At 37.4% G+C, this 26,599-nt stretch carries 28 protein-coding genes and 1 pseudogene; 24 read left to right on the top strand and 5 right to left on the bottom strand.

Annotated features, from left to right (window positions below; genetic code table 11):
- Positions 1-32 precede the first annotated feature (32 nt).
- The 13 genes from H2672_RS03600 (at position 33) to H2672_RS03660 (ending at position 10,480) form a co-directional block, all read left to right on the top strand.
- Complete coding sequence (locus H2672_RS03600) at positions 33-1,415, top strand: ATP-dependent helicase ComFA (protein WP_186669056.1); 1,383 nt, start codon at positions 33-35, stop codon at positions 1,413-1,415.
- Positions 1,412-2,020 (top strand): ComF family protein, encoded by a 609-nt coding sequence (locus tag H2672_RS03605; RefSeq protein ID WP_186669058.1) that lies wholly within the window; start codon positions 1,412-1,414, stop codon positions 2,018-2,020. Before H2672_RS03600 ends, H2672_RS03605 begins: the two co-directional genes overlap by 4 nt.
- 20 nt (positions 2,021-2,040) lie before the next feature.
- Positions 2,041-2,457 (top strand): TIGR03826 family flagellar region protein, encoded by a 417-nt coding sequence (locus H2672_RS03610; protein ID WP_186669060.1) that lies wholly within the window; start codon positions 2,041-2,043, stop codon positions 2,455-2,457.
- A gap of 131 nt (positions 2,458-2,588) precedes the next feature.
- Positions 2,589-2,852, top strand: a complete 264-nt coding sequence (gene flgM / locus H2672_RS03615) for a flagellar biosynthesis anti-sigma factor FlgM (protein ID WP_186669070.1) — start codon at positions 2,589-2,591, stop codon at positions 2,850-2,852.
- 192 nt (positions 2,853-3,044) lie between these two features.
- Entirely contained in the window at positions 3,045-3,542 is a 498-nt protein-coding gene (locus tag H2672_RS03620) for a flagellar protein FlgN (protein WP_186669072.1), read from the top strand.
- A gap of 12 nt (positions 3,543-3,554) precedes the next feature.
- Entirely contained in the window at positions 3,555-5,084 is a 1,530-nt protein-coding gene (flgK, locus tag H2672_RS03625) for a flagellar hook-associated protein FlgK (protein ID WP_186669074.1), read from the top strand.
- Positions 5,085-5,102: 18 nt separating this feature from the next.
- Positions 5,103-5,999, top strand: a complete 897-nt coding sequence (gene flgL, locus H2672_RS03630) for a flagellar hook-associated protein FlgL (protein WP_186669076.1) — start codon at positions 5,103-5,105, stop codon at positions 5,997-5,999.
- A 69-nt stretch (positions 6,000-6,068) separates the two neighbouring features.
- Entirely contained in the window at positions 6,069-6,623 is a 555-nt protein-coding gene (locus tag H2672_RS03635; protein ID WP_186669078.1) for a DUF6470 family protein, read from the top strand.
- Positions 6,624-6,658: 35 nt separating this feature from the next.
- On the top strand, positions 6,659-7,102 hold the full coding sequence (gene fliW, locus H2672_RS03640) for a flagellar assembly protein FliW (RefSeq protein WP_186669080.1): 444 nt from the start codon (positions 6,659-6,661) through the stop codon (positions 7,100-7,102).
- Between the two features lie 4 nt (positions 7,103-7,106).
- Positions 7,107-7,328: a carbon storage regulator CsrA gene (gene csrA / locus H2672_RS03645; RefSeq protein WP_186669082.1), complete on the top strand. Its 222-nt coding sequence runs from the start codon at positions 7,107-7,109 to the stop codon at positions 7,326-7,328.
- A 353-nt stretch (positions 7,329-7,681) separates the two neighbouring features.
- Entirely contained in the window at positions 7,682-9,178 is a 1,497-nt protein-coding gene (locus H2672_RS03650) for a flagellin N-terminal helical domain-containing protein (protein ID WP_186669084.1), read from the top strand.
- Between the two features lie 673 nt (positions 9,179-9,851).
- Complete coding sequence (locus H2672_RS03655; RefSeq protein ID WP_255485294.1) at positions 9,852-10,253, top strand: JAB domain-containing protein; 402 nt, start codon at positions 9,852-9,854, stop codon at positions 10,251-10,253.
- Between the two features lie 53 nt (positions 10,254-10,306).
- Entirely contained in the window at positions 10,307-10,480 is a 174-nt protein-coding gene (locus tag H2672_RS03660; protein ID WP_186669086.1) for a hypothetical protein, read from the top strand.
- A gap of 110 nt (positions 10,481-10,590) precedes the next feature.
- Here the strand turns inward: H2672_RS03660 and H2672_RS03665 are convergent, their stop codons facing one another.
- Positions 10,591-11,634 carry an IS30 family transposase gene (locus tag H2672_RS03665; RefSeq protein ID WP_370569598.1) on the bottom strand — a complete coding sequence of 348 codons (1,044 nt, stop codon included), beginning with the start codon at positions 11,632-11,634 and terminating at the stop codon, positions 10,591-10,593.
- Positions 11,635-12,058: 424 nt separating this feature from the next.
- Between H2672_RS03665 and H2672_RS03670 the strand changes: the two genes are divergently transcribed.
- Both H2672_RS03670 and H2672_RS03675 read left to right on the top strand, forming a co-directional pair.
- Positions 12,059-12,472 (top strand): hypothetical protein, encoded by a 414-nt coding sequence (locus H2672_RS03670; RefSeq protein WP_186669090.1) that lies wholly within the window; start codon positions 12,059-12,061, stop codon positions 12,470-12,472.
- A gap of 14 nt (positions 12,473-12,486) precedes the next feature.
- Positions 12,487-12,909, top strand: coding sequence for a hypothetical protein (locus H2672_RS03675; RefSeq protein WP_186669092.1), 423 nt, complete (start codon positions 12,487-12,489; stop codon positions 12,907-12,909).
- Between the two features lie 337 nt (positions 12,910-13,246).
- Here H2672_RS03675 and H2672_RS03680 read toward each other — a convergent pair whose 3' ends face one another.
- Entirely contained in the window at positions 13,247-13,792 is a 546-nt protein-coding gene (locus tag H2672_RS03680; protein ID WP_186669094.1) for a hypothetical protein, read from the bottom strand.
- 62 nt (positions 13,793-13,854) lie between these two features.
- Here H2672_RS03680 and H2672_RS03685 point away from each other — a divergent pair, with 62 nt between their 5' ends.
- The 4 genes and pseudogenes from H2672_RS03685 to H2672_RS03700 all read left to right on the top strand — a co-directional run.
- The gene (locus H2672_RS03685; protein ID WP_186669095.1) at positions 13,855-17,292 is read left to right on the top strand and encodes a hypothetical protein; all 3,438 of its coding nucleotides are present in this window, start codon (positions 13,855-13,857) and stop codon (positions 17,290-17,292) included.
- The gene (locus H2672_RS03690) at positions 17,273-17,728 is read left to right on the top strand and encodes a response regulator transcription factor (RefSeq protein ID WP_186669097.1); all 456 of its coding nucleotides are present in this window, start codon (positions 17,273-17,275) and stop codon (positions 17,726-17,728) included. Before H2672_RS03685 ends, H2672_RS03690 begins: the two co-directional genes overlap by 20 nt.
- Positions 17,725-18,984, top strand: a complete 1,260-nt coding sequence (locus H2672_RS03695; protein ID WP_186669100.1) for a phosphorylase family protein — start codon at positions 17,725-17,727, stop codon at positions 18,982-18,984. Before H2672_RS03690 ends, H2672_RS03695 begins: the two co-directional genes overlap by 4 nt.
- Positions 18,985-19,323: 339 nt before the next feature.
- A pseudogene (locus H2672_RS03700) lies at positions 19,324-19,470 on the top strand (JAB domain-containing protein); the annotation flags it as partial.
- Positions 19,471-19,708: 238 nt separating this feature from the next.
- Here the strand turns inward: H2672_RS03700 and H2672_RS03705 are convergent.
- Entirely contained in the window at positions 19,709-20,581 is an 873-nt protein-coding gene (locus H2672_RS03705; protein ID WP_370569591.1) for an endonuclease, read from the bottom strand.
- Positions 20,582-20,884: 303 nt separating this feature from the next.
- On the opposite strand from H2672_RS03705, the gene H2672_RS03710 reads away from it, so the two are divergent.
- Positions 20,885-21,124: a hypothetical protein gene (locus tag H2672_RS03710; RefSeq protein ID WP_186669104.1), complete on the top strand. Its 240-nt coding sequence runs from the start codon at positions 20,885-20,887 to the stop codon at positions 21,122-21,124.
- 324 nt (positions 21,125-21,448) lie between these two features.
- Here the strand turns inward: H2672_RS03710 and H2672_RS19880 are convergent, their stop codons facing one another.
- The gene (locus H2672_RS19880; RefSeq protein WP_186669106.1) at positions 21,449-21,631 is read right to left on the bottom strand and encodes a conserved phage C-terminal domain-containing protein; all 183 of its coding nucleotides are present in this window, start codon (positions 21,629-21,631) and stop codon (positions 21,449-21,451) included.
- A 220-nt stretch (positions 21,632-21,851) separates the two neighbouring features.
- Here H2672_RS19880 and H2672_RS03720 point away from each other — a divergent pair, with 220 nt between their 5' ends.
- The 3 genes from H2672_RS03720 to H2672_RS03730 all read left to right on the top strand — a co-directional run bounded on the left by H2672_RS03720 (position 21,852) and on the right by H2672_RS03730 (position 24,044).
- On the top strand, positions 21,852-22,052 hold the full coding sequence (locus tag H2672_RS03720) for a hypothetical protein (RefSeq protein ID WP_186669108.1): 201 nt from the start codon (positions 21,852-21,854) through the stop codon (positions 22,050-22,052).
- 299 nt (positions 22,053-22,351) lie between these two features.
- Complete coding sequence (locus H2672_RS03725) at positions 22,352-23,356, top strand: hypothetical protein (protein WP_186669110.1); 1,005 nt, start codon at positions 22,352-22,354, stop codon at positions 23,354-23,356.
- 448 nt (positions 23,357-23,804) lie between these two features.
- Complete coding sequence (locus H2672_RS03730) at positions 23,805-24,044, top strand: hypothetical protein (protein WP_186669112.1); 240 nt, start codon at positions 23,805-23,807, stop codon at positions 24,042-24,044.
- A gap of 350 nt (positions 24,045-24,394) precedes the next feature.
- Here H2672_RS03730 and H2672_RS19885 read toward each other — a convergent pair whose 3' ends face one another.
- Positions 24,395-24,589 (bottom strand): conserved phage C-terminal domain-containing protein, encoded by a 195-nt coding sequence (locus H2672_RS19885; RefSeq protein ID WP_186669113.1) that lies wholly within the window; start codon positions 24,587-24,589, stop codon positions 24,395-24,397.
- A gap of 539 nt (positions 24,590-25,128) precedes the next feature.
- Between H2672_RS19885 and ltrA the strand changes: the two genes are divergently transcribed.
- Positions 25,129-26,391: a group II intron reverse transcriptase/maturase gene (gene ltrA, locus H2672_RS03745; protein ID WP_186669115.1), complete on the top strand. Its 1,263-nt coding sequence runs from the start codon at positions 25,129-25,131 to the stop codon at positions 26,389-26,391.
- The last annotated feature ends 208 nt before the right edge of the window (positions 26,392-26,599 follow it).

A 26,599-nucleotide genomic window follows, 5' to 3' on the forward strand; every position in this document is an offset into this window, starting at 1 on the left:
ACCTGCGTCCAGCAGGCCAGGAGGTGTTGCAAATGACCATTACATTCGATCCGTCAGTCAGGGACTTCCTGGCTGGCCGTATTTGGCTGCGCCTGCACACCCCTTTTCCAACTGAAACAATCGACGCTCACATCGCTTCCGAGCATATCAAAACCATTCAAGGCATCCAATCAACCAAAGCATTTGCTAGTCAACCACAGCACTTCTGCAACCGATGTGAAAACGACACGCAGTCCCGCTTCACAACATTCGATTGCGCAAAATGCGAAGCCCCTTGTACCTATTGCAGACACTGCCTAAAAATGGGGCGTGTGTCAACTTGCACTGAACTGATCGTCTGGAACGCGGCACCGCCGACCTATCCGACAGACCATATAATTGCTTGGCAAGGTACATTGACACCACGCCAGCAACAAGCATCAGAGGAACTGACAATCAGTACTACAAAACGCATCCCGCATCTTATCCATGCCGTCTGTGGTTCTGGAAAAACAGAAATCCTCTTCGAACCAATCCATAAACTGCTGACGGAAGGAAAAAGGGTTTGCATCGCAGCGCCACGTGTCGACGTCATTCTCGAACTCGAACCACGTCTGCGCGCAGCATTTCCGCAGACAGCAATCGAAGCGTTATATGGCGGCTCAGAATCAACAACAGAATCCGCACCCCAACTCATTCTCGCAACGACCCATCAGTTATACCGATTCCGTCACGCTTTCGATGCCATTTTTGTCGATGAAGCAGATGCCTTCCCTTACACAGCCGAGGAAACATTGAGACGAGCGGTCCGAAAAGCCGCGAAACTAGATGCACCCGTCCATTTCGTCACAGCCACACCATCGGACAAACTCCTAACCGACATCAAACGAACAGGACAAGTGTCAACCATTGACCGCCGATACCACGGACATCCATTACCAGTTCCACGGTGTGACACATTATGGAATTACACGAAACAGATCCAAAAAGGTAAACTACCCAAAAAACTCGCTAACTGGACAGCTGAGCGGCTCAAAAGACAAGAACCGTTCCTCATCTTTTTCCATCACATTGGACTCATGGAACAAGCGGAACCGTTATTTCAACAGCTAGACGCACGCATTCACGCCGTCCATGCTTCGCATCCTGACAGAAAAGAGCACGTCCAAGCGCTGCGCGATAAAGAAGTACCTGGGCTTCTAACCACAACAATCCTGGAACGTGGCATCACAATCCAAAATGTCCAAGTTGCAGTTGTCGGAGCCGAACAGCTCATATTCAACAAAGGTGCGCTTATTCAAATTGGCGGCCGTGTCGGACGTTCCGCGCAACATCCAACAGGCGATTTCGTCCTTTTTCACCACGGCATCACGTATGCAATGGACGAAGCGAAGAAGGAAATCATTCAGTTGAATAAAGGAAGTGTCCGCACATGAACAACTGCCTACTTTGTGAAACGCCGATTGCACAAATACCGTCCTGGAAAGCGCTACTAGCACTCCAAAAACAAACAGAAATTTGCCAAGACTGTTCAAAAGAGTTCCAACGTGCCGACATAAAAGAAGAAGATCCTTTTTTGGATCAAATTACTTCACTATACACATACAACGAAGCAATGCGGGAATACCTGCACCAATACAAATTCCTTCAAGACGTTGCTTTAGCGAGTGTCTTCGCGAATGAACTGCGTGTCCACTTAAAAGGAAACGAAACAATCGTTCCAATCCCAATGCATCCGGAAAAAAGGATTCAGCGGACATTCGCTCATGTCGATGAACTGTTAAAAAGTGCACGTATTCCGTTTACGCCTTTACTTGAAAAAACAGGAACTGAAGCAATGGGCGAGAAATCGAGGGCGGAGCGTATTGCAATGGAGTCTTTATTCAAGGTGAAACCCGGAACGGCAATCCAACCTGGCACGTACATACTAGTAGATGATATATATACAACCGGTACTACGCTGCGACATGCGGCAACTGTCTTAAAAGAGGCAGGTGCTACACGTGTTGAAGCGGTAACACTAATCCGAGCTGAGCAATGAATTAATAGGAGATGAATAAGATGGCTGAACTACGAGACTGCCCGAAATGTGGCGGCTTTTTTAACTATACGGGTCTACGAGACGTTTGCGCAAAGTGCGCTGGGAATGAAGAGAAAATATATGAAGAAGTCTATCGTTTTTTAAGACGTCGTGAAAACCGGGCGGCAACAATTGAACGGATTGTAGAAGTGACAGGCGTGACTGAAACACTCCTTCACCAATGGGTACGAAAAGGACGACTTCAACCAGCACTATTCCCGAATCTTGGTTATCCGTGTGATAATTGCGGCAAGCTTACTATCACGGGAAAATTGTGCGTTAATTGTACAGCTGATTTGAAAAATGACATTAAAACGTTTGAAGCAGTGCAGGAATTCAGGGAAGCGGTCAATGCAAATGAAAAAGCAACCTACCATACAGACCGTAGACTAAAATAAGAATGAACCGGTAGTTTTCGGACTAACCGGTTTTTTCGTTCGAAAGACCCTAAACGTTCAATAATTTATGCCGAAATAAAGAATAGAGCATAACTTAGTGCATAAGCTACTAACGAAAGGAGCGAGATCAAATGAAAATCCAAAAAATTAATGTACCTGCCATTAATCCATACAAGGCAAACCAGGTAAAAGCGGAAAAGTCCGAACAGCAAGCAAAAATGAAAACCGACAAACTCGAAATTTCATCTGAAGCAAAAAAGCTTTCGGAAACTTCCACATTTACAGCGGGGCGTAATGAGCGTGTCCAAGAATTAAAAGCGCAAGTCCAAGCTGGAACGTACGAAGTCAATCCCGAACAGCTCGCCTCCAACTTGGTGAAATATTTCAAACCGTAAATACTGACTTTAGATTATGAACAAATGAATACCTATATAAACAGAGCGAAGGCGCCTTACAAGGGGTCGCCGAAGCCCTAAGACTAGCGGCGAAGCTGCCTGGCTTAGGGCGGGAGGCATCCCCTAGCGCCGCAGCGAATTCATTGGGATTCCCTAATTCAATCTATATACTTATGAAAGTAGGAAGAAAACATGTCTATCACAACCATCCTGACGTCACTTAACAACCTGGAAAAACTTCATAGAAGCCTGCTCCGGATTGCGTACGACAAGACGGCAGTTATCAAAAACGGGGACATGGAAGGACTCGACCAACTGTTGAAAGACGAGCAATCCCATTTGGCTGCAATCATCCAAATGGACGGTCTCAGACAACGGGATGTGGCGCAGTATTTGGCTGATCAAGGACGATCAGCATCACTCAATCCAACCGTCACCGACTTGCTCGACGTCGTACCGGAAGCGGACAAGACAAGCCTTGAGGAGGCGAGGGACCGTCTCCTGCATGCAATTCACGACTTGAAATGGCAAAATGATCTGAACCAAAAGCTGACCTACCAGTCTCTTCAGTTCGTGAATTTGTCGCTGGACATCGTAAGACCGCGTCCGGAATCAACCAACTATTCAAAAACAGAAATCAACGGAAATAAAGTATCTAACAAACAGCCATCTTTTGATACAAATGCCTGAGGGGGTAAACTAATGTCTACATTTATGGGATTAGAAACAAGCAGACGCGGTCTGTTCACACAGCAATCCGCTCTTTATACAACAGGGCACAACATCAGTAACGCCAACACACTCGGCTACTCACGTCAGCGTGTGAATATGGAAGCAACAGCAGGATTTCCAGGCGTCGGTCTGAACGCTGGTACAATGACAGGATTCCTCGGGACAGGTGTTCAAGCGGGCTCCATCCAACGCGTTCGTGACGGTTTCGTTGATGATCAATTCAGACAGGAATCCAACAAACTTGGCTACTGGGATACTCAAACAAAAGCGATAGCTCAAATGGAAGACGTCTTAAATGAACCATCTGCCTATGGGCTTCAGAAATCACTCAGTGAATTTTGGCAGTCGCTGCAGGACCTTGCCGTCAACCCTGAAAACGGTGGTGCTCGTGCGGTTGTCGTACAGCGCGGTCAGGCAGTTGCCGATTCGTTCAATTACATGCACAAATCATTGACGGAGATCCAGACGAACATTGGCAATGAAATCGATGTAACGACAGGTCAAGTCAACTCCATCCTAAAACAGATTTCAGAGCTCAACGCACAAATTAAACAAGTCGAGCCAAACGGCTACTTACCGAATGATTTGTACGATGCCCGAGATATGCTACTGGATGAATTGTCCGGCTACTTTCCGATTGAAACGAGCTATGAAAAATCAGGTGGACGGGCATCGGCGGTTGCTGAAGGCTCTATAACGGTGTCGTTGAAATTGAAAGATGGAACGAAAGTGACATTAGTAGAAGGCAACAAAAGTGCAACGCTAGAAACAAACCCAAAATCACTTGTTGCAACTGATAAAAGCAATACACTGATAACTGGAATGACGATTAACCCGGTTGACGGTGGAACAGCCATCCCATATGGTCATGAAGAGTTTTTAGATTCCGGAAAATTGAAGTCATTGATGAATGCATATGGCACGGAAGACGTCAAAGGCATGTACCCTGAAATGTTTGCGAAATTAAACAAAATGGCAGCAGCCTTCGGCGATCAAATGAATATCGCCCATCAAAGTGGAACTGATATCAACGGTGACAAGGGAGGCAATTTCTTTGATACAAAAGGTCCTGGTCCATTTACAGCGGGGAATATTTCTGTGTCTGAAGCACTTGCAAAAGATCCCAGCTTACTAGCCGCATCAAGTTCCGAACCAGGCGAGAAAGAAGTAGGGAACGGAAAAAACGCTAAAAAACTTGGCGATGTTCTATTTGCGAAAGTAGATGACCTTGAAGGTTCGACAATCCAAACCTATTTCCAAAGCATAATAGGACAACTCGGCGTCGACGGCAAACAAGCCGATCGAATGGCATTCAACTCGGCAACACTACTTGGTGCCGTCGCAAACAGACGAGACTCCATCAGTTCAGTATCACTAGACGAAGAAATGACAGACATGATCAGATTCCAACAAGCCTACAACGCATCCGCACGCATGATTACCGTCGTCGACGAAACCCTCGACAAAATCATCAACGGCATGGGCAGAGTCGGAATGTAAGAAAGGAGCAAAATCTAAATGCGCGTGACACAATCAATGCTTTCTAGTAATATGCTCAGGAACTTATCTACGAGTTACAATAATATGGGCAAAGTACAGGAGCAAATTAATACAGGCAAAAAAGTCAATCGACCGTCAGACGATCCCGTTGTCGCTATGAAAGGCATGGGCTACCGTATGCAAGTTGACAAAGTCGCTCAATACCAGCGTAATTTAGGAGAAGTGAACAACTACCTTGATAGCTCAGATGACGCGCTAGATAAAGTCGGTTCAGCACTACACCGTGTGAAAGATCTCATGACGAATGCGCCCAATGGAACTCTTACACAGGAAGATAGAGAGGCAATTCTTTCAGAGGTTAAACAGTTGCGGGCGCAAGTTCAAGATTTAGCGAACACAAAAGTCGGGGATAAATATATCTTCAGTGGAACAAAAACAGACTCACCCCTCCATGGTGTTCATGCACCATCAACTGAGGAAGGGTATCCTATTGCGGATAATGCTTTTAGTAAATCAGTAGACATAGAAGTATTTGACGGCGTCACACTAAATGTAAATACGGATGTAGTAGACATGTTCAAAGAAATCGACAAAATGTTTGGCGACATCGAAAATGCAATTGAGGTTACAAAGGAATCATCAGAACTTGGTCGGTTCATCGGTGAATCCCAAAATAATATGGATGTCGTTCTAACAAAACGTGCCGACATCGGCGCACGCCAAAATCGTGTCGAAATGATGAGTAACCGCTTAGAGTCCCAAGAAGCAGCTGCAAAAAAACAAATGAGTGAAAACGAAGACATTGACTACGAAAAAGCCATCACCGATATGCTGACACTTGAGTCCATCCACCGTGCAGCACTTTCAGTTGGTTCACGTATTATCCAACCATCACTTGTAGACTTTTTACGTTAAGTACACCCAATACAAATCCCAGAAAGCGTTTGGACAACCTCCAAACGCTTTCTTTAGAAGGTGACAACATTGAACATCCCGCAACTCCAAGTAACAACAACAAAAGCCCAACTAGGTCTAACAACTAGGCAACCAACGCAACAAATTGAACAACCAAAAGCAACCCTGGATTTACAACAACCACAAGCAGAAATGACAATTAATACTACAAAGTCGAGACTATTCATAGACACAACACAAGCCCGTGCCGACATGGACTTAAAAAGTGCCGCCCAACGTACAGAAGAAGTCGCCCAGTATGCCCGTTCTGAAGTCTCTAATGGAATCGCTCGCCGTGCTGAAGACGGCAATGAACTGATGAAGATTGAAAACGGGGGGAGTCCAAATGCATCATTTGCCGAAAGAGCGTTTAGACAACCCTATAGTAGTCTAAACCTCAAATTCATCCCGTCCTATGGCAGCGTCAAAGTTTCTTTTGAACCCGGTAGTGTCGATATTCGGGTAGATCCTCAAAAAGTGATTAATAACAGTAAAGCGAACAAACCAATGCATACATACACACCTGGAAAAGTAACAACAGAGTTACTTCAAAAACCATCCATCCAGATTGATTGGAAAGTTTAAGTAGCACCTGGCAACCTATAAAGGAGGAAAAATATATGAAAATCCAATCCACGATCTTAGGAGAAGTAGAAGCATCAGAATCCGAAATCCTTACTTTTGACAGTGGGTTACCAGGATTCGAAAATGAAAAAAACTTCATATTACTTTCTATAGAAGGAAATGAAGTCTATCAGATTCTCCAGTCCACAAATTCAAAAGAAGTAGGTTTTGTAACAGCCAATCCCTATTTATTCATCAGTGACTATACGTTCGACTTGGATGCATCAACCTTAGAAGCCCTCAACATAGATTCAGAAGAGGATATTATTGTACTAACAATTGTTACAGTCAAAGAACCTTTCAATGCCTCAACAGTAAATTTAAAAGCACCTGTCATCATCAACACAAAATCCAAAAAAGCAAAACAATGCATTCTAGAAAAATCGGATTATCCAATTAGATACTCCATTGCCGCACAGATGCAGAAAGATAAGGGGTGAGGGAATGCTCGTATTATCTCGGAAAAAAGGTGAATCTATTTGGCTGGGCGATCAAATCGAAATTTCCATCAGTGAAATAAAAGGCGACCAAGTCCGAATTGCCATCAATGCACCCAAAAACGTCACTATTTTACGTGGAGAATTAATAAGAGAAGTGTCGGAGTCGAATACAGAAGCAGTTAAAATAGACAGTTTTATGGATTATCTTAAAAACGAAACAAAATAAGTTGAAGCCCGGGTGCCAGTTACCGGCTCCATTCACGATCCAAAAGGAAGGTGTTCTAAGTTCGTCACATCCAAAGGTGCCTTAATTTCTGCAAAGAACACAGAAATACGGCAAACCGAATCCATCGCAGTTCGATTGGTAACGAATGCATGACCAACATGCTGTTGGTCTAATTGTGGCGGCAACTGGCACCCATTTTTAAAAAATAAACATTTCTATTAAACATTCTAAAAGACAATCCGATAATAGTATTGTAGCGAGGAAAACGGGGTCCGGCCGGCTCGGTATCCTCGTTGCAAAAAAAAATGTGCTCACAAGGACGTTAGCAACATACATTCAAGGAGGAAATTATAATGAGAATTAATCACAACATTGCAGCACTTAACACACATCGTCAGTTGAACAGTGCAACTACTAACCAATCAAAATCTATGGAGAAATTAGCTTCAGGTCTTCGCATTAACAAAGCAGGGGACGACGCAGCTGGTCTTGCAATTTCTGAGAAAATGCGTGGGCAGATTCGTGGATTGGATCAAGCTTCTAAAAACTCACAAGATGGAATCTCTATGATTGCAACTGCTGAAGGAGCACTTAACGAGACACATGATATTCTTCAACGTATGCGTGAATTAGCAGTTCAATCAGGAAATGATACAAATACTAATGATGATCGTAAGCAAATTCAAGCAGAAGTTGACCAATTAGCTAAAGAAATTACACGTATTTCAGGTACTACTGAGTTTAATACGCAGAACCTTCTTGCAGGTGGATTGAATAATACGTTTCAAATAGGTGCAAACAAAGGTCAAAATATGAGTGTTTCCATCAATGCGATGGATGCAAAATCACTTGGAGTTTCAAGAGACACTACAGCAGCATCCATGACTTCAACTAACACAGCAGCACTTTCTGGAGTTAGTGATGCGGGAGAAGGATTAACAAATGCACAATATAGCGTTAAAGTTACTACATCTGCTGCTGCACTAACTGGACTATCAGGCAGTGATGCTAGTGTTAAGTCTAATGGCTCAGGGTCAGAGCTGACAGTTGGCGGTACCTACACTGGCAGAGATGATGTAGCTAGCTTAGTCGTAAAAGCTACAGGTGTTGATAGTAATGATTTTGTTAACAAAGTTCAATATTCTTTAGACGGTGGAGTAAACTGGAATGAAGCCGATATAAGTGTTACAGGTAGTGGCGCTTCGACACTTACAGGAACTGGGCTTACTATTGCACTAGATGGATCAACAACAAATGCTGTGGGTGATACATGGACTTTCGGAGCAACTGCTTCTAAGGCGACTGCTCAACTTGCGGATGCAGCGGGAACTACAAATATTGGTTCAGCTGTGACAATTAAAAATGACCAAACAAGTGCTACAATAGGTAATTCAAGCACTGACGCAACAGCAAAAATCAGTTTCAATTTTGCAGCTTTGACAGCATCGACTGGAGCGAATACAAAATTCGATCTTGCTAGTGTAGGTTCTAACGCTGCTACATTTAATACTGATGGAACTGTCGCTACAGAAGCAAGCGCTGCTGGCGGTATTAATGTTAGCACTCAATCAAAGGCAAATAGTGCAATTGAAACAATAAATAAGGCAATTACAACTGTTTCTACAGAGCGTTCTAAACTTGGAGCCGTTCAAAACCGTTTAGAGCACACAATCAACAACTTAAACACATCTTCTGAAAACCTAACTGCTGCGGAATCACGTGTCCGTGACGTTGATATGGCGAAAGAAATGATGGAACAAACAAAGAACTCTATCCTTTCTCAAGCAGCACAAGCAATGTTGGCTCAATCTAATCAAATGCCTCAAGGTGTCTTACAACTTTTGAGATAATGATTCGAAGGGCGTCTTATCTGGTAACGGATAATAGCACAACTGGGTGAATTGCTGGAACTTCCTAAAGCCTCATCAACCACAACGTATCTGGAAACGGTCAGCGTGATGGTCTGAAAATGATGAGGATGAAACAATGGACAATCAGCAGCCAAGCTCCTGTGAGGAAACTCTGGAGAAGGTTCAACGACTAGGATACACCGTCTAAGGCTTCACGGCTATGACGATGAAATCCGTAGGACAAGCAACACCGTCCGAAGCGCCCAGCCCCAAACAGATCATGCTGTGGGTGAAGATATAGTCTATTCTATGATCGAAAGACATAGCGGCAAAGCAAGCCAACCAACAACCACAAGGGGTTCTACAACTTCTTCGTTAATATTTATGAAAATCCGGTATTCCTTAATTGGAAGACCGGATTTTTCTCTATATTTTGTATTTTAAAGCAATCCATACAATCGACTGCTAGTCATTCGTAAGAATAGGTAAATGGTGAGTGTATTCAATGGAGGAAATCCTCTTGAGTCTTTCGGGACTTGAGAGGATTTTGTTTTTGTATCGAATCTGTTTCTATAGCTCTTTCAAGTAGATATTATTATCTTGAATACAAATAGTAAAGCCTTACTTCCAACAACGGAGGTAGGGCTTATTTTAATTGGAGGAGGAATCTATTATGAGTAAAACGTATGAACCGAAAGTGGATCAGTTGGAATTGGTGATGGTTAAAGAGGAGAAGAAGCGTGTACCGGCCAAAAGGGTGAACATTGTTTCTCTTAAAATGATCCGTGATTCCAGTATTCTGTATCAAAATCGCCAAATTCGCTCACCACAAGATTCCTACGACATCATTCGCACATTCTTGGAAGACTCGGACAGGAAAATGTTTATTTCCATGGCACTTGATATTAAAAATCAGCCCATTAATATCCAAATGTGTCATATAGGCTCACTTAATGCATCAATAGTGCATCCTAGAGAGGTGCTAAAAATGGTAATTATGTCTAATGTCGCATCATTGGTAGTTTTTCACAATCATCGGATTATGTTTATGTTAGACAGCTTAAAATCCATATAATATTAGGTAACACCTAGAAAATTTAGGTGTTACCTAATAAAATGAGGTGCTGAATGGATAAGTTGAAGCTGTTTATAAATGAAGAATATAGTAAAGTTGATTTGACATTTGAAGAAAAAAGTAAGTTTCAAGCCCAATTATTAGGTGATTGGGAAAGACAGCAATTGGTTAAAGGTTACACAGCAGCAACAGTTGCTTTAAATTTAAGGAATATTAATGAGTGCTAAATTGCAATAATAAGTTAGCCACTCTGATAAAACCCGGTGTATTTATGAAATTCTCCTGTTTTTACCAACCTTAGAAAGCGGGTTTTGACCTTGAATTTGATTTTATAACGTTAAGCTAATTTGGCTATTTCTTGTTCAAAAGCCATTGCTGGTTGTTGATAGTCTAGAATCTTTCTTGGTAGATTATTGATTGTCTGATAAATGCGTTGAATTGCTTTTCTTGAGTAGTCTGAAATTGCTTTTCCTTTGGGGATAAAGCGTCTAAGAAGTCCGTTGTGTCGCTCATTAGAACCTCTTTCGTAAGGCGCATAAGGTCTAGCGAAATAGACTTCCGTGACTCCTTCCAAACTCGCAGAAAGATTGGAGAACTCGCTTCCATTATCAGAAGTAATTGTCTTGAATACTTGCGAAAATAGGTCGCCGTAAAAGTGTTGTAATTGTTTGATGGCATGATCAACTGAGTCATGATCTTGATCGTCAATTTTAATTGCGAAATAATTTCTAGTTTTACGCTCAACGATCGTTAGAAGCGCGTTGTCATATGACTTCTTACCTTCTACTGTATCGATTTCCCAATGACCAAATTCTTCTCTATCTTCAATTTCAAGTGGCCGTTCTACAATACTTGTTCCTAGAATGCGACGATTTTTTCGGACACGCTTCGTCTTCGTATTCAGTTTTGTTTTCATTGGTAGATCAACGTTACGAACACTTAATAGGCACTGATCAATGTAATTATAAAGGGTTTTCGTGGATACCATTGGCTTGTCCTTCCAATCGTTTTGTTGCTTTGCGAATCGAACTACTGCGTCAGGTGACCAGCTTTGAGTCGTGATTTGTTGACAGGCAAATTCAACAAAATCAGATGCAACTAGTAATTTGCTTTTCGCTCCACAGTTTCTTCGGTTATTTTCATATACCGCCTGTCCCGTTTCAGGAAAATAGGCTTTGTATGGTTCTCTACCAGTCTTAAGCTGTGTCGTTGTTCCACGCTTAAGTTCGTTAGCAATCGTTTGGTGAACTCGCCCTAAGCGTCTTGCGATCTCCCAGTTGGGATCTCCCGCCTTATGGAGAGCCCCAATTTGACCACGCTCAAAAGGTGATAGGTGTTTATTTTTACGGTTTTGTATGGTATTCTCGGTGTGTGCCATTATAAAACTTCCTCTCATTGTTAGTCTAGTAACTTCAATGATACACGAAATTTTATATTGGCCATTTTTTTGTCTGAATTTAGGCGGCTAACTTGATTGTACAACTAGCCTAGTATTTTTGTATTCCAAAGACTTGATTAAATTTGATATTATTTCGAATTCATTTTAACCCTTGGATTTTAGACATGTTCAAAGGTTTGAAAAGGGTATTTTAGAATATTTTTTTGAAAAAGAAAAATGTCATGATTGTGGAAAGCCTAAACCACAAAACTCCCATTCTTTTTGTTATGATTGTTTAGCCTGTCGAACGATATATAATCGGACGCGTAGGGAGTACGTTGAAGAAAACTTTACTAACAACTCTATTAAGGGTTTATATTATAATTTTTGTGGATTTATGGCTAGCCAAGGTAGGAAACCACAAACGGTGGCAGACATATTAGAGAAATCTCGTGAACACTTTTTATTTTTGAGTGACTATATACCAGATAACATAGATAATGAACTATTTAATTTTAATTCTAATGAGGGCGAAGTAACGACACGGTTTCACGTGATTAGTGGAAAACCTTTGGTTAATTTTACTTTTTCACAAGAATTGGTAGATATGTTTGAACGAAAATTTAAAGGGAGTAATGTGAGTTATTCATTGTTTTTAGCTTTTCTTGAAAAAAGGGGATTAATTATACCACCTTTAAAAAATCCTTATCAAAAAATTAGACAAAAAATCAATGCGATGGAAGAAAAATTTCAAGCACTTGTACTAAAAATGCTAGAAAAAGAATCTGCCTCGATTGATCTGCTTGTAAAAAAGGTGCCGTTAATACAAAGACATGGGTAACGGTTGAGCATAGCATGGATGCCATTATTAAATTTTATAAATGGTTGATAGATACCACTGAGGTTCAGGGGTGGGCAGAAGTTTCTGAGCGAGAAATAAATATTTATTTATTAAATTTCCCTGTAAGTTCGAGGGAAATAACAAAAAGATTATTGTTTAATTTCTTTGAATATGCAAAAAAACAACGATTTATTTTTAATAATCCAATTGAGCAATTTGTTTCAAGAGACAGAATGATGGAAGTAAAACCGTTATCAAAGCGTGAACATGCAAAAATATATCGAAAATTAACCACAGATATTAATGAATTATTTGTTGAAAAGTTAATTTGCTCCCTAATCTATTTTCATGGTTTAACAAGTAAACAACTAGTGGAAATAAAATTCGATAATATTAAATTAGGGGGAAATTGTATTTTTGTTCATTTAATTCAATAAATGATGTATCTATAAAAACTAATACGATTCTTTAATATGTAAAATCGGTTATTTCGATATCTCCGAAGCATTTAAGAATAGCAGCCTTACAATATTGTTCCGCAACTTTTGGAGCAGAGTATCTGCACAATTGTATTGGATTATCGATAACACAAGCTGCCAGATATGCTGATATTGGTGAAACATTATTAGTTGAATTAATCCATGATGTAATAAATAAATGACTTTTATTTATAACTACCCAGTAAAAAGTGGGGGGGTACGCTAGGTTGAACAAGTCTGATCCAAATTAAAACAAACATGTTTCCACTGTAATATCGAATGGAATATAGCTTATTTAGAATTCATCTTTAACCTTTTCCCATTCTCTTTTAACTTGTTTTTTTAAATCTAATTCTAATAAGTTTAATTCAATTGTAAGTATACTCTTCAACAGTTGATGATTACTCAAGTAAATCAATTCATTTGAGTACGATATATTCTTTTTTTCTAATAGCGCTTTTAATTCTGAATAATTTGCAATTTTATGAATGTTATTATATAAATTATATAACCACATAATATTGGTCAATCTATATACTATGCCAATCTCAACATTTCTATTTTCGTTTAGTTGCAATTCTATTAACATTTTTAACTTATACAATTCTTTTAAAGAAGTCATGTTTTCATTTGATAATTCACTATAAAAAATCGAAATGAATTCTGAAAAGTTAAGCTTTAAAGTATTCATAGAATTTATCCGTTCTTTAGTAACTGAATTTGCATAAGCTGTATTTTTATTGATTCTAACTGTATAAATAAGTGTTACTATACCTGTAAATGCTGTAATTATTATTCCTATCAAAGTTATTTTTTGAGTTGCGTCTAAACCATCTAACATAATTTCTCCTCTTTTCTTTTTATTAACTAAATAACAAATATTACGAAGGAGACCTGATATCAATGAACCCAAATCGCAATCGGTTTATAAATTTGCCCCTAATAAAACAGCGTTCTAATAAAAAAAATATCAAAATAAAACTTTTAGAAGCCAAAAGAATTCCAGGTTCAAAGAAGATTTTTTTCAATCAACATTTTCCGCAAAAGGATAGCATCCCTATTTTTAATTTCAGAAGAAATTCAAATAATATAGAGTTTGAAGTTGAGTGGTTGTTAGAGATGCTGAACATTACAAAAAATGACATAGTTGAATTTTTAAAACTTCAAGACTCTTACAATACAGCCTATTTTAAATCAGATTACGAGAAGTGTAAACAAATCCTTGAAAATATTAACTTTAAGTTTGGTATTTCTATATGGTTAATTGAAAGCCATATAAACCTTTATAAAAAAATTGATCATACATACAAGCAAAGTGAAGCATATTTAGATGGAATTATAAATAGTAAAATTAGTGAATACTATAAAATCATCAGCTGGATATTATTTATGAAGTCAGAAGACATGGTATCTCCTTCTAGATTCGAAATTGAGCTTGAAAGATCAATCAATAGCCTTAGTATAATAAAAAAAATGAATTTTCAGGATTATTTACTCTTTAAATTTTCTATTGGAACAGAACTTAATGAATTGGATTTTTTATCCATTTTACAACTGCAAGAAAACCTCTCAATAATCGATAGATATTTTACTTTGGCTACTTTAATTGAATATATTTTTGAGGATAACTTTTTAAATTTCAATAAAACCATAATTGATAAATGTATGAATGTTATTACTTTTATTTCAGGAACAGAATCCACTATTTATCACCAAATCCAGAATGAAAAAATATTATTGAATAACTCACGCTCTTCTAATCTGAATAATCTAAAAGCAATTGATGAATATTCTATAGGTAATTATGATAACGCTATAGAAATTTGTAATTTAATACTTAAAGATCGGCCATATGAAATCGAACTCTATGATATTCTAATAAAATCACTTTTAAGTAAAGGTGATATAAGAGAATTAGATGATAGTAATTTTTATAATGAATTAATAAACTTATTTATGCAATTCTATAAATCAAAAGATACCGACGATGAAACAGTGAAAAAATTATTGAAAATTTCCAATGATCACTTATCAAATGATTGGGCTTGGAAAATGTTGAGTCTTACTTACGTTCTTAAGTTCGGTAACAAAATCTTAGAAAGTAGCCCTTTTATTAGGAAAGGGTTTAAAAACTCTAAATATATTAAACCACAAATAATACCATATATTTATAATGAAGCAAACAAAAAGGATTTATATATATCTATTGTTTTTGCGGGATCAAATATAACTAATAAAATTCATGACGCTTATGCATCACTTGATTTAAAATTAATAGAAACTCTTGAAATAGATAAAAACAGAAAGTATAGACTACTCGCTAATTTGCATCTTCTGAAGGCTAATTATACTGATGCATTAGATTACTTCGATTTAATAGATTCGAAAAATTCACAAATAAATTATTTTGAAATTAGCATAGGGAAAATACAAGCTTACACTGCATTAGATGAAATTGATTTAACCGTTAATCTAATTGTAGATTCTTATTTTTCAAATACAAACCTTTTATTAGAAATCGATATAGAAACAATATCCAGTAAGATTATGTCTTCATTATCTTCTTCATCAAATTTAAAAACCTTGATTTTTATTAATTTAATAACAAAATATATTAATCCTACGCTTTTTGAAAATAAACATGATTTTTTAGAAGATTTTTTACTTGAATTTAAAATAAACCTTATAAGTGAACTGGATATTTCGTTATTTGAATCTGATTTTCAAGGTTTAATCTATGTATTGAAAGAATATTGTACTATAGAGACAATGTCTAAATATTATTTCTTCAATCGTTATGAAGATGTTGAGGAAGAACGGATTAAAATATGTATACTTTTAACAGAAATCGATAGTGATAATCAAGAAATATACAATAATGAAATTAAAGAAATAACACAAACAATGCAAATTAGAGAATATAGCGCAGCGTTAGAAAGAAGTAAGATATATGTAGATATAGATGGGATAAAAAAACAAACAAGCAAAAAAATTGAGGACAATTTTAATAGAATTCGGGAATATTTTAACAGTGCTAGAAATAAAGGAGAGGTTTTATATTTCACTTATCAAGGCGATGACGGTAATATAGCGCAGATCAAAGGGAATAGGTATTCTGACATTTACAACAGTTTAATTCATCAAATTAGAGACTCATTCATTTCTAGTAAAGAATACGGGCTGGATGTATATCTAAGTTTGGGTATTAGACATGGTACTATTTTCGGTCAACTTAGAAAATTATTTGAGAAAGACAACTTTATGACTTTATTTGTTTCAAATCTTAATAAGTACAAGAAAAACACTTTTTGGATTGATAAAATGAATATCAAAAATCCTTTAGTTATTGATGAAGTAGATATGGCATTTCAAATCTTCAACCAAAAAATAGATGAGGTACTTATTTATTTAAAAGATCATAAGTTACAAATAACTACTGATGTAAATAATGATATTTCTTTGTTTAATTATCATCTCTCAGATTTTAATTTAATGGTGATGTTCTCAGAGGATATTAAAGATAAGAATTTATCGCTAGATTCATTTATAAATAATAATATTGATAAATTATGGTCAATCACCGAGGGGAATCTTGAAAACGTTCGAAACTATCTGAAGATCGAATACAAAAACATGATTTTAACTGAAATTGATGAGTTCATAAAAAACATTAAACAAATTGAGGTAAGTCATCAAATTAACCTTCGAGAATTCAATCAAAAGATGGTGGATTTAAAAACTGATTTGAGCTACCAAATTAACAAAGTATCAAGTTGGTTTACAAAAGAAAAAGTAATTGAAATTGATAATTTCACAATCGATTTACCAGTGAATATTGCTTTAGAATTTGTTAAAAGTATAAATATTAATACTACTATTTTCGAAACAACTAATCTTAACACTAAAAGTTTATTAATTGATGGAAGATATTTGAAATGGTTTAGCGAAATATTTATAACTATATTTGATAATATAATAAAAAGAAGTGGAATGCGAAACGAAATTCATTTCTCTTTAGAAATTTCGCTCAACACGGATAATAAACTGGTAATAGTTTGTAGAAACCCGTTACACCTCTCTGAAATAGAAATTTCAAATAGAAAACAATTGTTAACTGCAAAACTACAAGAAATAAAAATCATTTCAGATACTGAGGAATCTGAAATAATGTCTCGTGCTTCTAAAGAGGGAGGCTCTGGATTTTACAAAATTGTTAAATTATTGAAATACGATATTAAATCTGATAAGCCAACACTAAACTTCGATATTGAGAACGATGAATTTTATATTGAAATCATTTTAGATACAGGGAGGGTTGCAATTGAGAGTGTTAGTAGTTGAAGATGATATAAATAAAATCAATAAGATTGAAACCTTTTTAACTAATGAATTTAGATATATTGAAATCGAAAAATCCTACTCATATAATTCTGGATTAAGAAATATATTGTTTAATCAATACGATTTAATTCTTTTAGATATGACTATGCCCACTTTTGACAAGGATGAATCTTCTTCTTATGGTGGGAAATTAGTTCAGTTCGCGGGAAAAGAGATATTATTGCAAATGCGTAGAAGAAAAATAGTAACTCCTACAATTGTAATAACTCAATACGCTACTTTCGGTGAAAATGATACATTAAAAAGCTTTGTTGAAATGGAAAAAGAATTAAAAGAAGAATTTAGCAATAATTTAGTTTCAATGATTTATTATGAGGCTGGGAAATCTGATTGGGAAATCGAAATAAAAGAATTATTAAGTAGGTTTATTAAATGATTCAAATCCTATTAATCGAAGATAATGCGGAAAAAAATTCCCGGATAAAGGGTTTTGTTAATGAGGCTGTTATTGATGAATGTAACTTTACAGAAATTAATAATATGTCAGATGCAAGGAAAGAATTAAATGAACAGGTATTTGACCTAATGATACTTGATATACAATTTCTTGAATTTATTGATAGTACAAAAATTAGAGAAGATGCTGGTATTAGTTTATTAAAAGAAATAATTGGAAGTCGACCAAATAGAAATAGTTCTTTGAAAAGACCTTCTACTATAATTATTTTAACTGAACATAGCAGCAGTATTGATGATTTTAATGAGCAATTTAAAGATACTTTTTTTAAAATCGTAAAATATGATGGATACACTGATTCTTGGCAATTGCCCCTGATTGAAGCTATACAACATGTAACAGCAATAAAAAAGAGTACTTTGTCAAAATCGCTTGAACACAATTACGATATTGGAATTGTTTGTGCACTACAAAAAGAGTTGCAACCAATCCTAGAATTAGATTTAGATTGGTCTACTAAAAGAATATACAAAGATGATAGTACACTTTATTTTGTTGCAGAAAAATTTATAGGGAACAGAAAGATAAAAATAGTCTGTTCTACGCCAAATCAAATGGGTATAACAGATACTACAATCGCAACTATGAAGATGATTGAAAATTTCAAACCTCGATATATGTTTATGACAGGTATAACAGGTGGTGTAAAAGGGAAAGTTAATATAGGTGATATTATAGTAGCGGATCCTTGTTATACACATGAGGCTGGTAAATACACAATAGATAGATTTGAAGAAGATAAAGTTAAATTTGAACCTACAGCGGTTCACATTAGAGCTAGCCCTAATTTGTTAACCTTGTACCAAGAATTATCTTATGAACACAAGATTTTAAAAGGTTTCTATGAAGCTTCAACCTACTCGAAACCTGAATGTGAACCAAAATTAATCATTGGACCAGTCAGTAGCGGAAATGCCGTAATTGCCAATGAAACAATTTTAAATGGTATAACTGAAGTCGAAAGAAGGCTATTAGGAGTAGATATGGAGATATACGGATTTGCAAGAGCTTGTTTTCTTTCTAACATCCCTAAACCATCCTACTTGGCGTTTAAAGTTGTTTCTGATTTAGCTGATAGTTCTAAAAGTGATGACTATCAAGAACATTGTACGTTTTTGAGTTCAATAATTTTAGATTATATAATTTCAACATATTTATTTAGAAATGAAGGATAAGATAACTCGCTAAACAATTATACTACTAGATTGATTTATTGCCCTTTGTACACTTTTCTCTAGTAAAGAAACTTCTAATAATTTTTATTATTCATTCGCCGACATTAAAGAACTTTATTCATACGGTAGAACTTTTTTATAGACAGTACAAATTTATTTTTTAATCTACAACGATAATGGAATTGAGTCTAGTGAGAGCAACAGTTTCTTTTATATGGAACAGTTGCTTTTTTTGGCGTTATTTATCTAAGGAGTTCAAGTTAGAATGGGAATTTAATGGAATATCATTATAGGGTAAATAGTTTAACTTACCAAAATTAACATCAGCATTTCCACCCCTCGGGGCACTGCGAGCCTTCACCAGAGGACCATGCTCTAACAAAACGTCTGAAGGAAGCTGGGGAGATTATTGGAATAGATTTGCTTGATCACATAATCGTAGGAAGGGATAAAAGTGATGGGTGCCTGTGCACCACACAAAATTAAACACAATTCTGAGTTATTCCATCCATGAAACTTTCATGTTTGCTGAAATTAACATGAAAGTTTCGTGAACTGGCACCACACACTAAGCTCCTACAGGTAACTTAAAGATGATGATATAGTCTAAAGAAGTAGTAGAAAAGCAAGCCAACTAACAAACGAACAACCAGGCAACCACGAGCGTACTTCTAAAATAATCTGCTCAACAAAACGGGGTCAGGGAAATTTCCGGTCGCATTTTTTAGATACTAAAGCAATAGTTTGTTAGTTGACTAATCGTCAGCCCAGTTTGCTGTCGAATTCTCGCAAGTGTTTGTCTATGATTATCATCAATGATAATTTGGTAACTATTCGCGTTTTCTTTATGCGATAATAACGGATTGAATGTTGAAAAAGTAGTATGGATACAGACCTCTTTCTTGGAATTGGCAAACAAGGTGTCTAGCTTATCCAGTTTTAAATTGATTTCAGACGTGGGCTTCAATAACTTGAACTTTTCCGACAAGTAAATTGTTGTACGTTTCGCAATCGGTCGGATAGGTTGTATAGGTAAAGCCTTTCTGTTCATAAATCCATGCAAACAGGGTGAGACAAGGTGAAGAAAATAGTTGATTTGAAACTGATCATAAAGTAGAATTCGGTTTTGTCCGTCTATAACAAAACGCAGGTTGAATTTATCAAAAAGCAATCGAATCAACCACTCATTTTCCGGGATAGAAAAACTAACAGTCGATAAAATGACTTTGTTAACAATTCCGTTTACTATTTTTAAATGGCCATCATCTTGATACCACCACGCCAATGATCGTTCATCTAGATGCTGTTCAATATAGTCGAAAGGAAGAACCTTTTTTCCGTACGGATACCATTTCTTATACAAATTCGTAATCACTTCATCTGTCCGGGATTGCACGATATAGCTTTCCGAATAGCCCTTTTTGATTCGTAAATCCATCACTTTGCGATAGGTCGGGGGAGATAGAGGTATGAAGTTTTTCAAGTGATCATAGCAGTATTCTGCCCATCCAACGTCCTCTGCTCGATGCATAAACTGAAAGCGAGGGTTTTCTTCCGACCTGCTTCGTAATGCAACCGTCCCCCAACAACTTGCCACAGATATAATTTTGAAACCTACTTGATTCGTTCATCCTATAACACACCTCCTAGATTGCAAACGTTTATTCCAATTGTATCAAATAACTAATTCAATAACTTATAATTGAACCGATATAAAGGGTATAGAACGTAGTGCACTATAAAAAAGTAGAGGCACTATTTAGCCTTGGTAGTAGCGTCTAAAGCCATACTGATAAATCGGTTGTGCCAATGAAATCTGTAAAATATCTAGCTATATACGGCTACTAAAAATCCCGGTTTTTAGTATGTCCTAAGTAGCTGCTAACTAGGAGGAAACAAGATGGATCAAGAACTACAAGAACAGAAGCACCACCTGGAACAACAACTTCAATGGACTGTGGAACAGGTTCGTATCTTGGATGAGATGAACGTTAAGTTGCATGAAATGAAAAGGATAGCTGAGTACGCTTTAGCACATACACTTTCAGCAATTGAAATTGAGAGGTTGAATGGAGAACTGGATACATTGAAGAATGAATTCAGTTCTCTGGAACGACAGCTATATCCAATACTTCACTAATTACGGATGCTAGTAGGTCCTCATTTAATCCTGAGTAATTTCACATTAAACGCTGTGAAGTTATTCAGTGAATTCGATGCGATTGAATAATTTTAAAAGTAGAATCAGATATTCATGTAAGAATCTTAGTACTCTGAAGACGTATCAAGAGATGTGGATTGTTTGCCATTTTGTCATGCACAGCGTCACGTTACGCCTCCACTTCGCTACAGTCTAATTCGAACGGCTTTGCTGGACTGCTTTCAGGCAAGTCACTGACCCTCGATTCTTCCGAATAGTTTTCGTCGAAGGACGTTAATACTTCTACCAATGCGGATCATCCAGCTAATTCTTAGCCTTCGTGTCAATGACCTTTTTGCAATCCGCCAATGTGTACCCTTCACTGAAACACCCTTTCACCAATCGTGCAGTCGCCTTCGAAGACGAATTAAAGTGCTTGCAAGCTTTGTCATTCAAAGAATCAATGACATAATTTTCAGGTACCTGTGCAAGGTCGTATTCGAACAATTCACTACAATTTTATATTTATTCGAAGGGGTTTAGATGGGTAATTGATTATCAAAACAATTTTGGTTTTTTATACAATAGGGTGAATAGTTGGTTGTTTTTTGTTGCACAGGCACACAAACAACTAATTAGTATATACTTGAATAAACCATTTCACTCAGTGAAGATATTGTAAAAGTCAAATAGTATTTTGATCTAATTTAAGGAAGGAGATATAAAAATGGTGATTTTAACTTTTCTTATGATTGCTTGGATACTAAGTTGGTTTAAATTTAATAAGTTATTTGTCCAGGCATTCAAAGAACTATTTAAATTGGAAATTACTAATGCAAGCTACTATTTCGCTTTCTTTTGTATAGGTTCTTTTGGTGATATAATTTTATTTTTTAAAGGAACATATGAAATTATTTTACTTGGTTAATAAAAAAGTTAAACAAACGGGCACAATGAAATAATAGTGAATCTTTCAAAATCAAGAGGTTAGTGTACGCTACTATGTTCAGGAATTACTGATTAGAACCAACACCATCACTCCTATGAAACCGGAAGTAGGAGAGACAGATGCAGTGCTAATACTTCTGATAAATGGGGTATAATTCAAGGACATTTTTAGTTTCATTTGTGGTAATTATTCCAACTTTTTCATTGCATTGGTTGCGTCACCCGCAATGCTAATTAATGTAATCATTAATTATTTAATATAATAAAGGAGTGATAGTAGTGAGGAGACTTTTACCCGGATTAATTTGCACAATTGTCATACTAGTCGGCTGCACTGCTCAGTCAACCACAGATCAAACTCAAGATATCAATGAACTTAAAAAGCAAATTGAGGAGAACTCATTAGAAAAGGAAGCTCTATTAAGTACGATAAAGAATCAAAAGGAAGAGCTTGAGTTAGCAAAGAATGAACAAGTGACCAGTGATTCTACTACGCTTTTAGCAAAGAATATTGAAAAGTATCCACAAACACTTTATAAGAGTAGTACATTTGATATTGATGGAGACGGTGAGGATGAAATAATCGAGTTGTATGTGAACGTGGAAAAAATGGAGAATGGATCGTTGGCCTGGGACGATGGACAGGACTGGTTGTTGGTAGTGAAAGATGGGGGGATCACTTATCCGCTTTTTGATGATTATATTCAGTTAGGATCACTAGATTTTAGTACGACAACCTTTGATGGAGAACCAGGAATTGTGATGCTTATGACGCAGCACGCTAATATAACCATTCAAAAACTTACTTATGATAAAAAAGAAAAGGGATATGAGATAGAAACCTTTTATCATAAGGAGAATATGCAGGATCACTATAATCAACCTGCCTCTTATGGTTTTTTTAAGGATGCATACGAACTAATGGAAATAGCTTTTACGGCTAAAACGTTGGCAGTCTTAGAAGCTAGTGAGAATTCTCTTCAGGATCGTCAGGAGAGAATGGCAATCATTGAGCCAATCTTAGTTGATGTTGAAAATGCTCAACAAAAGTTAAAAGTGGTTGTAGAGCTGAATCGTGAACTAAAGATTTCTTTGGATAGTACAATTGACCTTCTTAACGAAATGGTTAACAATTCACCAACTGCTGACCAAATGAATCAGTTAAGATCAATCCATAGTGTGTTCACTGAAATTGGAAATGGTGAATTAATCATAGAAGGAGTGAATCAAATTCATCCAGATGTTAAGGAGAAGTTTCAAAGAATTGGATTCATAAAGTTTTAGGTACATAAAACTATTCTATAGATTCGCTACAATTGTATAAGTGATGGGTGCCTGTGCACCACGCAATTCAAGCACAATTCTGAGTTGTTTCTTCCGTGAAACTTACATGTTTGCTGAAATTAACTTTAAAGTTTCGTGCACCAAACACTATTTACTACAATTACATATTTATAAGGCGTGGATTAGGTATTTATTGTAATATCTAATCTTCTTTGTGTTTTTATGAGATTGTGTGAATTGTTTGTTGCGCGGGTACCGATTTTTCAACATCGTAATACAGCCGTCTCCCAACAACTTGCCCCAACACCTATTTGAATAACTCATAATTGAACCGATATAAAAGATATAGATACGACACATATTATTAAGAAATGCTAGGGCAATCTCTTCGTATGGGGTACCCGATTTTAAATAGTTACTTAGTAGCTGCTAACTAGGAGGAAACAAGATGGATGAAGAACACCAAGAACAGAAGAATCACCTTGAACAACAACTCCAATGGACTGTGGAACAGGTTCGTGTATTGGATGAGATGAACGTTAAGTTGCATGAAATGAAAAGGATAGATGAGTATGCTTTAGCACATAACCTTTCAGCAATTGAAATTGAGAGGTTGAATGGTGAACTGGATACATTGAAAACTGAATTCAGTTCTCTGGAACGACAGCTATATCCAATACTCCACTAATTACGGATGCTAGTAGGTCCTCATTTAATCCTGAATAATTTCACATTACAGGCTGTGCAAGGAGCTATACAGTGAATTCACTGCAATTGCATAATAGTAAAAGTAGAATCGAATATTCAAGAGAGAATATCTGTACTCTGAATACGTATCAAGAGATGTGGATTATTTGCCATTTTGTCATGCACAGCGTCACGTTACGCCTCCACTTCGCTACAGTCTAATTCGAACGGCTTTGGCGGCCTGCTTTCTGGCAAGTCACTGACCCTAGATTCTTCCGAATAGTTTTCAAAACTCGTCGCATTGAATAACGCCGAAGGGCGTAAGTACTCCTGCCAATGTGGATCATCCAGCTAATTCTTAGCCTTCGTGTCAATGACCTTTTTACTATCCGCCACTGTGTACCCTTCGCTGAAACTCCCTTTTACCAATCGTGCAGCCGCCTTCGAAGAGGCTTTAAATTGCTTGCAAGCTTTGTCGTTCAAATAATCAATGACAGACACATCGTCGAGATCGTTCTCGACATGTTCTTTTTGTGCGCCCAGCATGGGCGTAATCTATAGGGTGGAAGTCCCGAACTGTGAAGGTAGAAGTAACAGTTAGCTTAACGCAAGGGTGTCCATGGCGACGTGGAATCTGAAGGAAGCGAGCGGCAAACCTCCGGTCTGAGGAACACGAACTTCATATAAGGCTAAGTACAATTGGGTGAGTTTGCAAAACAAAACAAAGCCCTTTCTACCGAAGGTTGTACGGAGTAAATGAAGCAGATAGGTGGAGGGAAAGATTACGCTCTTACCTGGGGAGATCTGATGAACACGCTAAGTTCCCGTAGTAACTTGTCTAGTGATAGACAACTGAATCATCAGAAGTCAGCAGACGTCGTAGTACCAATTGGTCTAGAACAATTGGGAAGGACTGAACGATTAATGAGAAAATAGCCCTTGGCATTCCGAAGTTTATCATGACCACAGAAAACAAATGACCTCACTTGAGAGAAGGTAATGGTGAATCCCATGAGGGTCCTCTTGGAGGGTGGAGTAAACTCGGGCATTAAAAGAACAGCTATTCACGGAAGGAAGAACTAACGATGCTTATGAATCAAATCCTGTCACGGGAGAATATGCTTCAAGCACTAAAACGTGTAGAAAAGAATAAAGGAAGCCATGGAGTAGACATGATGCCCGTACAAACCTTACGTCAGCACATCCTCGAAAACTGGTCATCCATTAAGGAGCATATTCTCAACGGAGCCTATGAACCGCAACCAGTCCGCAGAATCGAAATCCCGAAACCTGACGGCGGAGTGCGCCTATTAGGTATCCCAACTGTAACAGACCGTTTGATTCAACAAGCAATTGCCCAAGTGCTATCCCGACTATATGACCCAAGCTTTTCAGACCATAGTTATGGTTTTCGACCAGGTCGAAGTGCACACGATGCAGTAAGAAAAGCAAAAGGCTATATAAGAGAGGGATATCGCTGGACGGTAGACATGGATTTAGAGAAATTCTTCGATAAGGTGAACCATGACCGTCTAATGAGTACACTTTCGAAAAGAATCAACGATAAACCATTACTCAAGTTAATTCGTAAATACTTACAATCGGGTGTATTAATCAATGGGATTGTCCTAGGTACGAATGAAGGAACGCCACAAGGCGGTCCCCTTAGCCCTCTGCTTTCAAATATTGTCCTAGACGAACTAGACATAGAGTTGGAACAACGAGGACACAAGTTTGTACGCTATGCTGACGACTGTAACATTTATGTGAAAACTAAACGTGCAGGTGAACGTGTAATGGAAAGTATACAATCATTCATTGAAACGAAACTACGATTAAAAGTAAACGAAAAGAAATCCGCAGTGGATCGCCCTTGGAAACGTAAATTTCTTGGATTTAGTTTTACTTCTAACAAAGAACCGAAGGTTCGAATCGCAAAAGAAAGCCAACAGCGAATGAAGAAGAAAATTCGAGAAATCACTTCAAGGAAGATGCCATATCCAATGGAATATCGTATACGTAAGCTGAATCAATACCTAATCGGATGGTGTGGCTATTTTGCATTAGCGGATACGAAGACAATTTTTGCGGAGCTTGATGGTTGGATTCGAAGAAGGTTACGAATGTGCTTATGGAAGAATTGGAAGAAACCTAAAACGAAAGTGAAGAATCTTATTCGATTAGGTATTGCAGATTGGCAAGCCTATCAATGGGGAAATACACGAAAAAGTTACTGGAGAATATCGAAAAGTCCAATACTACACAGAACCCTTGGGAATTCCTATTGGAATTCCCAAGGGCTCAAAAGTCTGCAAGCTCGTTATGAAACCTTGCGTTATTTATCTTAATTGAACCGCCGTATACCGAACGGTACGTACGGTGGTGTGAGAGGTCGGGAGTTAATCACTCCCTCCTACTCGATTAATACTCTTATACTCTTTGGTTATTGCTAGGTGCATTTTGCCTTCTCTAGAGGGTGCAATTTGCACTTCCCCTTGGGATGAATTTGCCGTTGTCGATGGCGCATATTGCACCGTCTGACATTGCAGCTTTGTA

Source organism: Sporosarcina sp. BP05, assembly GCF_014282005.1.
Lineage (GTDB): Bacteria > Bacillota > Bacilli > Bacillales_A > Planococcaceae > Sporosarcina.